Source organism: Citrobacter sp. Cb041 (assembly GCF_030336655.1).
GTDB lineage: Bacteria > Pseudomonadota > Gammaproteobacteria > Enterobacterales > Enterobacteriaceae > Citrobacter > Citrobacter braakii.
Window position 1 is genome coordinate 76,997 of the sequence record NZ_JAOWDD010000026.1, and the last position, 8,845, is coordinate 85,841.

Annotated in this window: 7 protein-coding genes; 5 read left to right on the forward strand and 2 right to left on the reverse strand. The window is 54.2% G+C overall.

Annotated elements, in window-relative coordinates; all coding sequences use genetic code 11:
* Positions 1 to 6 precede the first annotated feature (6 nt).
* Entirely contained in the window at positions 7 to 987 is a 981-nt protein-coding gene (locus OGV52_RS02025) for a LacI family DNA-binding transcriptional regulator (protein WP_019078421.1), read from the forward strand.
* A 213-nt stretch (positions 988 to 1,200) separates the two neighbouring features.
* Here the strand turns inward: OGV52_RS02025 and fadA are convergent, their stop codons facing one another.
* Entirely contained in the window at positions 1,201 to 2,364 is a 1,164-nt protein-coding gene (gene fadA / locus OGV52_RS02030; RefSeq protein ID WP_016155148.1) for an acetyl-CoA C-acyltransferase FadA, read from the reverse strand.
* Positions 2,365 to 2,373: 9 nt separating this feature from the next.
* A complete protein-coding gene (fadB, locus tag OGV52_RS02035; protein ID WP_200052417.1) occupies positions 2,374 to 4,563 on the reverse strand; it encodes a fatty acid oxidation complex subunit alpha FadB in 2,190 nt (729 codons plus the stop codon).
* Positions 4,564 to 4,752: 189 nt separating this feature from the next.
* Here fadB and pepQ point away from each other — a divergent pair, with 189 nt between their 5' ends.
* Genes pepQ through hemG form a run of 4 tightly spaced genes read left to right on the forward strand, consistent with a single transcriptional unit; the run spans position 4,753 to position 8,745 of the window.
* Positions 4,753 to 6,084 (forward strand): Xaa-Pro dipeptidase, encoded by a 1,332-nt coding sequence (pepQ, locus tag OGV52_RS02040; RefSeq protein WP_016155150.1) that lies wholly within the window; start codon positions 4,753 to 4,755, stop codon positions 6,082 to 6,084.
* Complete coding sequence (locus tag OGV52_RS02045) at positions 6,084 to 6,698, forward strand: IMPACT family protein (RefSeq protein WP_047499555.1); 615 nt, start codon at positions 6,084 to 6,086, stop codon at positions 6,696 to 6,698. The genes pepQ and OGV52_RS02045 overlap by 1 nt, the downstream gene beginning before the upstream one ends.
* Positions 6,699 to 6,736: 38 nt before the next feature.
* Positions 6,737 to 8,188 (forward strand): Trk system potassium transporter TrkH, encoded by a 1,452-nt coding sequence (trkH, locus tag OGV52_RS02050; RefSeq protein WP_003017848.1) that lies wholly within the window; start codon positions 6,737 to 6,739, stop codon positions 8,186 to 8,188.
* A gap of 11 nt (positions 8,189 to 8,199) precedes the next feature.
* Positions 8,200 to 8,745, forward strand: a complete 546-nt coding sequence (gene hemG, locus OGV52_RS02055) for a menaquinone-dependent protoporphyrinogen IX dehydrogenase (protein ID WP_016155152.1) — start codon at positions 8,200 to 8,202, stop codon at positions 8,743 to 8,745.
* Positions 8,746 to 8,845: the final 100 nt, after the last annotated feature.

The following is an 8,845-nucleotide window of genomic DNA, read 5'->3' on the forward strand; positions in this document are numbered from 1 at the left end:
ACTGAAATGACGAAACCTGTACGTATCAGAGACATTGCCGACGCTTGTGGCGTCTCGGTTGGCGCTGTTTCCCGCGCGCTAAAAGGGCAACCGGGGCTGCGTGAAGAGACCCGGCAGCGCATTATTTCAGTGGCGCAGCAGCAGGGTTATGATTTTTCTCGCCTGCGCGCAGACAAAATCAAACGTGTCCTGTTTTTACTGCATCGCCAGCACAATATCAGCCGGGCTTTACCGTTTTACTCTCAACTGCTGCTGGGGATAGAAGATCTGTGTCGCGAAAAGGGGGTTGCGCTGAGCTTTCTCTCTATTGGTCCAGGCGATGCAGTGAGTGAGCAGGTGATGCTGCACCAGCCTGATGCGCTGATCTGCGCGGGATTTTTTGAACCTGAGTTGCTTGGGCTGCTACAACAGATGAAATTGCCGCTGGTGCTGGTGGATCTCTGGGCGCCAGGACTGCCTTGCGTGAATCCTGACAATACCCTGGGCGGCTATCTGGCCACGCAACATCTGATTGCGCAAGGCCGCAGCCGCATTGCTTTTCTTGCCAGTACGCTCGCGCACTACAGCATCCGTCAGCGTGAAAAGGGCTACCGTCAGGCATTGTATGAAGCCCGTTTGCTAATGCCGCCAGAGTATGACGTCGTTGCGCCGCCGCTGCTGGATACCGAGCAATCTCTGGTGGATGCGGTTAATGAGCTACTCAGACTGCCAGAGCCGCCCGATGCCATTTTTGCCTATAACGACGCGGCAGCGATGGTTGTTCAGCAGGTGTGTGCGCAGCAGGGTATACGTATCCCGGAAGATCTTGCGCTGGTGGGATTTGATGATATCGATGCTGCGGCCTGGTCACATCCGCCGCTGACTACCGTTGCGGTTGATAAAAAACAGCTGGGGCGTGAAGCGCTGCGTTTACTGCTGGAAGAAAATCAGGAAGAGAATCTGCTGCTGCCGGTGCAGTTAGTGGTGCGTGGTAGTTCAGGGAAATAAAAAACCCGCCCCTGACAGGCGGGAAGAACGGCAACTAAACTTTCTCTCTTCGCCATTGGCACCATAACTGTGTTGGCTTCGCTCACTCACCCGAATCACTTACTATACGTAAGCTCATCGGGATTCATTCGCTTGCCGCCTTGTTCTGGCACCAATGGCTTTGAGATAACATTTCGTAGGCCGGGCAAGCGAAGCGCCCCCGGCATGCTTTGATTAAACTCGCTCAAATACCGTTGCGATACCCTGACCTAACCCGATACACATCGTCGCCAGACCAAACTGCACGTCTTTGCGTTCCATCAGGTTGAGCAGGGTGGTGCTGATACGCGCCCCAGAACAGCCCAGCGGGTGACCCAAGGCGATCGCCCCGCCGTTGAGGTTGATCTTCTCATCGATCTGCTCCATTAGCCCCAGATCTTTAATACACGGCAGGATCTGAGCGGCAAAGGCTTCGTTCATCTCAAACAAGCCGATGTCGCTGGTGGAGAGTCCCGCTTTTTTCAGCGCCAGCTTTGAGGCCGGAACCGGGCCGTAACCCATGATTGACGGATCGCAACCGACAACAGCCATCGAACGAATACGGGCACGCGGCGTCAGACCCAGTTGACGGGCGCGGCTTTCGCTCATTACCAGCATCGCTGCTGCGCCGTCGGAGAGCGCAGAAGAGGTACCGGCAGTCACCGTTCCGTTAACCGGATCGAACGCCGGGCGCAGGGTGGAGAGCGCTTCAACGGTCGTTTCCGGACGGATCACTTCATCGTAGTTAAACTGCTTCAGCACGCCGTCGGCATCATGACCGCCGGTCGGGATGATTTCGTTTTTAAAAGCGCCAGACTGTGTTGCAGCCCAGGCGCGAGCGTGTGAACGTGCGGCGAAAGCGTCCTGCATTTCACGGCTGATGCCGTGCATGCGGGAGAGCATTTCCGCGGTCAGGCCCATCATCCCGGCGGCTTTCGCCACGTTGCGGCTCATACCCGGGTGGAAATCAACGCCGTGGCTCATTGGCACATGGCCCATATGCTCAACGCCGCCAATCAGGCATGCCTGAGCATCACCAGTCATGATCATGCGTGCCGCATCGTGCAGCGCCTGCATGGACGAACCGCACAGGCGATTGACCGTGACGGCCGGAACGGAGTGCGGAACTTCCGCCAACAGCGCGGCATTACGGGCGATATTGAAACCCTGCTCCAGCGTTTGTTGCACACAGCCCCAGTAAATGTCATCAAGCGCGGTTGGCTCCAGCGCCGGATTACGCGCCAGCAGGCTACGCATTAAATGTGCAGAGAGATCTTCTGCCCGCACGTTCCGAAACGCGCCCCCTTTCGAACGGCCCATTGGGGTACGGATCGCATCAACAATTACAACCTGTTCCATTGTGACTCCTTAAGCCGTTTTCAGGCTGCCAACCGGGCGGGCTGGCTCAACCTGGGGATAATACGGTTCGTTATGGCGCGCTTTATCACGCAGACCGGCCGGAACTTCATACAGCGGACCAAGGTGCTGATACTGCTGAGCCATATCAAGATACTTCGCGCTGCCGAGCGTATCCAGCCAGCGGAACGCACCGCCGTGGAACGGAGGGAAGCCCAGGCCATACACCAGCGCCATATCGGCTTCTGCCGGGCTGGCGATAATGCCTTCTTCCTGGCAACGCACTACTTCGTTGACCATAGGGATCATCATGCGGGCGATAATCTCTTCATCACTGAAGTCGCGTTTCGGCTGGCTGACCTCTGCCAGCAGATCGTCAACGATGGCATCTTCTTCTTTCTTCGGCTTGCCCTTGTTGTCTTCTTTATAACGCCAGAATCCGAGACCGTTTTTCTGCCCGAAACGGTTAGCATCAAACAGGGCGTCTATCGCATCGCGATAATCTTTCTGCATACGCTGAGGGAAGCCTGCGGACATCACCGCCTGCGCGTGGTGCGCGGTATCAATACCTACCACGTCCAGCAGATAAGCCGGGCCCATCGGCCAACCAAACTGTTTTTCCATCACTTTGTCGACTTTGCGGAAATCCGCCCCGTCGCGCAGTAACTGACTGAAACCGGCAAAATAGGGGAACAGCACGCGGTTAACGAAGAAACCAGGGCAGTCATTAACCACAATCGGCGTTTTGCCCATCTGGCTTGCCCAGGCGACAACCTTAGCGATGGTTTCATCCGAGCTTTTCTCGCCGCGAATGATCTCAACCAGCGGCATACGGTGCACCGGGTTAAAGAAGTGCATCCCACAGAAGTTTTCCGGACGCTTAAGCGCGCTGGCCAGTTCGTTGATTGGGATGGTGGAAGTATTCGAAGCCAGTACGGTGTCTGGGCGAACCTGATCTTCGGTTTCTGCCAGTACCGCTTTTTTCACTTTTGGGTTTTCTACGACCGCTTCAACTACCACGTCCACGCGTTCGAAACCGCTATAGTCGAGGGTGGGATGAATGGTGGAAATAACGCCCGCCATTTTCAGACCGTCAATTTTGCCGCGCTCAAGCTGTTTGTTCAGTAGCTTGGCCGCTTCGGTCATGCCCAGCGTTAATGATTTGTCGTTGATATCTTTCATGACAACCGGCACGCCTTTCCAGGCCGACTGGTAAGCGATGCCGCCGCCCATAATGCCTGCGCCCAGCACTGCCGCTTGCTTTGGCGCTTCAACATTTTTGGTGAGCTTTTTGGCTTTGGCTTTCACGAACTGATCGTTAAGGAAAATTCCAACCAGTGCGCGGGCTTCATTGGTGTGCGCCAGTGGAACAAAGCTTTTATTTTCCAGATTCAGCGCTTCTTCACGACCAAAACGGGCCGCTGCTTCAATGGTTTTTACCGCGGTAATCGGTGCGGGATAATGCTTACCTGCCGTCTGCGCCACCATACCTTTGGCGATGGTAAAGCTCATTGCCGCTTCAATTTTACTGAGTTTCAACGGCTCCAGCTTCGGCTGACGTTTGGCTTTCCAGTCGAGGTCGCCGTTAATCGCCTGACGTAATACCGCGATCGCGCCATCAAGCAGTTTGTCTTGCTTCACTACGCCATCGACCAGACCGATTTTTAGCGCCTGCTCAGCACCCACATCTTTACCCGCAGCAATAATTTCCAGCGCGCTGTCCGCACCCAGCATACGTGGCATACGTACGGAGCCGCCAAAGCCTGGCATAATGCCCAGCTTGGTTTCCGGCAGGCCGATGCGCAGGTCCGGCGTAGCCAGACGATAATCGGTCGCCAGGACACACTCACAGCCGCCGCCCAGCGCATAGCCGTTAACCGCTGAGAGAGTCGGAACAGGCAGATCTTCCAGGCGATTAAACACGCTGTTGGCAAAATGCAGCCACTGGCTCAGTTGCTCTTCAGGCACGAGGAACAGTGAAAGGAATTCGGTGATGTCGGCACCAACAATAAAGGCTGCTTTGTTAGAACGCAGCAGCAGCCCTTTTAAATTCGGTTGTTTTTCCAGCACGTCAAGCGCATGGCCCAGGCTGGCAACGGTGGCCGTGTCGAGTTTATTGACTGAGCCTGGGGCATCGAACACCAGTTCGGCGATGCCATCTTCCAGCCAGTCGAGGTACAGGGTGTCGCCTTTGTAAAGCATGTCAGTCTCCTGAATCCGCAAGGTGATCTGGTCATACCAGATGAACCGAAGTGTGTGTTTTATGTTAATAAAATGCAAATGAATGATTAAAGAAATGACGATTTGATCACGCTCGGCAGAAATCACGCACTCACAAACCGATGTGCTAAGATGCGGACACTTGAGGTCAAAAAAACAGAAGGATAGAAAATGGAATCACTGGCCGCACTCTATAAAAATCATATCGTTACCCTACAAGAACGGACGCGCGACGCGCTGGAGCGCTTCAAGCTGGATGCGTTACTTATTCACTCAGGAGAACTTGTTAACGTCTTTCTCGACGATCATCCCTACCCGTTTAAGGTCAATCCGCAATTCAAAGCCTGGGTGCCTGTAACGCAGGTTCCTAACTGCTGGTTGCTGGTGGATGGCGTGAATAAGCCGAAATTGTGGTTCTACCTGCCGGTCGATTACTGGCACAACGTTGAGCCGCTGCCGACCTCCTTCTGGACGGAAGAAATTGAGATCATCGCGCTGCCAAAAGCTGATGGTATCGGTAGCCAACTGCCTGCTGCTCGCGGCAATATCGGTTACATCGGTCCGGTTCCGGAACGCGCGCTGCAGCTGGACATCGCGGCCAGCAATATCAACCCGAAAGGGGTTATCGACTACCTGCATTATTATCGTGCTTACAAAACAGATTACGAACTGGCCTGTATGCGCGAAGCACAGAAAATGGCGGTGAATGGACACCGTGCCGCGGAAGAAGCGTTCCGTTCCGGGATGAGCGAGTTTGACATCAACCTCGCTTACCTGACTGCTACCGGTCATCGCGACACCGACGTGCCGTACAGCAACATCGTGGCGCTTAACGAGCATGCTTCGGTTCTGCATTACACCAGACTGGATCATCAGGCTCCGTCTGAAATCCGCAGTTTCCTGCTGGACGCCGGTGCGGAATACAACGGCTATGCAGCAGACCTGACGCGTACGTGGTCGGCGAAAAGCGACAACGACTATGCGCATCTGGTGAAGGATGTGAATGACGAGCAACTGGCGCTGATTGCCACTATGAAAGCGGGCACCAGCTACGTGGATTATCACATTCAGTTCCATCAGCGCATCGCGAAGCTGCTGCGTAAGCATCAAATCATCACCGATATGAGTGAAGAGGCGATGGTGGAAAACGATCTTACCGGGCCGTTTATGCCGCATGGCATTGGTCACCCGCTGGGCCTGCAGGTACACGATGTCGCTGGCTTCATGCAAGATGACAGCGGTACTCATCTGGCCGCGCCGTCGAAGTATCCTTACCTGCGTTGCACCCGCGTGCTGCAACCGGGCATGGTCCTGACCATCGAACCGGGCATCTACTTCATTGAATCGCTGTTGGCGCCGTGGCGTGAAGGGCAGTTCAGCAAACACTTCAACTGGCAGAAAATTGAAGCCCTGAAACCGTTCGGCGGTATTCGTATTGAAGATAACGTGGTGGTCCACGAGAACAATATCGAAAACATGACACGGGATTTAAAACTGGCGTAATGGACAGTTGGCTAATCCCTGCGGCGCCGGTAAGCGTCGTTGAAGAGATCAAAAAAAGCCGCTTCATTACGCTGCTCGCCCATACGGACGGCGTAGAAGCGGCGAAAGCGTTTGTTGAGTCAGTCAAAATGGAACACCCGGACGCCCGCCACCATTGTGTGGCGTGGGTGGCGGGCGCGCCCAATGACTCGCAGCAGCTGGGATTTTCAGACGATGGCGAACCGGCAGGTACGGCAGGCAAACCGATGCTCGCGCAGCTGATGGGGAGTGGCATCGGTGAGATTACCGCGGTGGTGGTGCGCTACTACGGCGGTATCCTTCTGGGTACGGGTGGGCTAGTGAAAGCCTACGGTGGCGGCGTGAATCAGGCGTTGCGTCAGTTAACGACGCAGCGCAAGACGCCATTAACCGAATATACTTTGCAGTGTGAGTACGGTCAGCTGGCAGGCATTGAAGCTTTGCTGGGGCAGTTTGACGGTAAAGTTGTTGCCAGTGATTACCAGGCTTTTGTTCGGCTCAGGGTGGCGCTTCCTTATGCCAAAGTGGATGAATTTTCGGCAAAACTGGCGGATTTTAGTCGTGGTTCATTGCAATTGTTAGCGATTGAAGAATAATCCCCACCTCATTTTAAAGAACTAAGGAAGCGGCAGAGATGCATTTTCGCGCCATCACCCGAATCGTTGGACTACTGGTCATCTTATTCTCGGGGACAATGATTATCCCCGGACTGGTAGCGCTCATCTACCGCGATGGGGCAGGGCGTGCGTTTACCCAAACTTTCTTCGTTGCTCTGGCGATCGGCTCCATGCTGTGGTGGCCAAACCGTAAAGAGAAGGGCGAGCTGAAATCGCGCGAAGGGTTTCTGATTGTCGTTTTGTTCTGGACCGTGCTGGGTAGCGTGGGTGCGCTACCGTTCATCTTTGCGGAAAGCCCTAACCTCACGATAACTGACGCTTTTTTTGAATCCTTCTCCGGATTAACCACCACGGGGGCGACAACGCTGGTGGGGCTGGATTCATTGCCACATGCTATCCTCTTTTATCGACAGATGCTGCAATGGTTCGGCGGGATGGGGATCATCGTGCTGGCGGTGGCTATTCTGCCTATTCTTGGCGTCGGTGGGATGCAGCTCTACCGGGCAGAAATGCCGGGCCCGCTGAAAGATAACAAAATGCGTCCGCGTATTGCCGAAACGGCGAAAACGCTGTGGCTTATCTATGTATTACTGACGGTGGCGTGTGCGCTGGCGCTATGGTTTGCCGGGATGCCCGCGTTTGACGCTATTGGGCACAGTTTTGCTACGATAGCCATCGGCGGCTTTTCCACACACGATGCCAGCGTGGGGTATTTCGACAGTCCCACGATTAACACCATTATTGCTATCTTCTTGCTGATCTCCGGTTGTAACTATGGTCTGCACTTCTCTTTACTCAGCGGTCGCAGCCTGAAGGTCTACTGGCGCGATCCAGAATTCCGCATGTTCATTGGGGTGCAGCTGACGCTGGTGGCTGTCTGTACGCTGGTGCTGTGGATACACAATACCTACGGTTCGGCACTCACGACCATCAACCAGGCTTTTTTTCAGGTGGTATCGATGGCGACGACCGCCGGATTTACTACGGACAGTATTGCCCGCTGGCCGCTGTTCCTGCCGGTGCTGTTGCTATGTTCTGCTTTTATTGGCGGCTGTGCCGGGTCGACGGGCGGTGGCTTGAAGGTGATTCGAATCCTGTTGCTGTTTAAGCAGGGTAACCGCGAATTGAAACGACTGGTCCACCCGAATGCGGTTTACAGTATCAAGCTGGGTAACCGTGCTTTGCCGGAGCGAATCCTTGAAGCTGTGTGGGGATTCTTCTCTGCCTATGCGCTGGTCTTTATTATCAGTATGCTGGCGATTATTGCGACCGGTGTTGATGACTTCTCCGCGTTTGCCTCTGTTGTGGCGACGCTGAATAACCTGGGGCCAGGGCTGGGGGTTGTTGCCGACAACTTTGCCAGTATGAACCCCGTGGCGAAGTGGATCCTGATTGCCAATATGCTGTTTGGTCGTCTGGAGGTCTTTACCCTGCTGGTACTCTTTACCCCTACTTTCTGGCGTGAATAATGGAGTAACACGTGAAAACACTGATTCTTTTTTCTTCCCGGGACGGACAAACGCGTGAAATCGCCGAGTATCTGGCTTCTGAACTCAAAGAGCTGGGCGTTTGGGCGGATGTCGTTAATTTGCATCGTACCGCGGAGCCTGACTGGCAAAATTATGACAGCGTGGTGATTGGCGCCTCGATTCGCTATGGTCATTACCATGCAGCTTTTCAGGAGTTTGTGAAAAAGCATGCCACGCGGCTGAACGCGATGCCGAGTGCCTTCTACTCCGTAAACCTGGTTGCCCGTAAACCGGAGAAACGCACGCCGCAAACTAACAGTTATGCGCGTAAGTTCCTGATGAGTTCGCCGTGGCGGCCTGATCGCAGTGCGGTTATTGCTGGCGCTTTGCTGTATCCACGCTATCGCTGGTATGACCGCGTTATGATCCAACTGATAATGAAGATGTCAGGCGGTGAAACAGATACCAATAAAGAAGTGGTGTATACCGATTGGGAACAGGTCGCGGATTTCGCGCGGGAAATCGCCCAATTAACCCACAAAACGTTGTCAAAATAAGCACAAAGAATAAAAAATACGCACTCGGAAGATTATTTTAAATTTCCCCTTGTCAGCCTGAAATAACTCCCTATAATGCGCCTCCACTGACACGGAACAA

Excerpts from the sequence above, each read along its gene's own strand:
- OGV52_RS02025 (WP_019078421.1), top strand. The coding sequence starts at position 7 with ATGACGAAACCTGTACGTATCAGAGACATTGCCGACGCTTGTGGCGTC.
- fadA (WP_016155148.1), bottom strand. The coding sequence starts at position 2,364 with ATGGAACAGGTTGTAATTGTTGATGCGATCCGTACCCCAATGGGCCGT.
- fadB (WP_200052417.1), bottom strand. The coding sequence starts at position 4,563 with ATGCTTTACAAAGGCGACACCCTGTACCTCGACTGGCTGGAAGATGGC.
- pepQ (WP_016155150.1), top strand. The coding sequence starts at position 4,753 with ATGGAATCACTGGCCGCACTCTATAAAAATCATATCGTTACCCTACAA.
- OGV52_RS02045 (WP_047499555.1), top strand. The coding sequence starts at position 6,084 with ATGGACAGTTGGCTAATCCCTGCGGCGCCGGTAAGCGTCGTTGAAGAG.
- trkH (WP_003017848.1), top strand. The coding sequence starts at position 6,737 with ATGCATTTTCGCGCCATCACCCGAATCGTTGGACTACTGGTCATCTTA.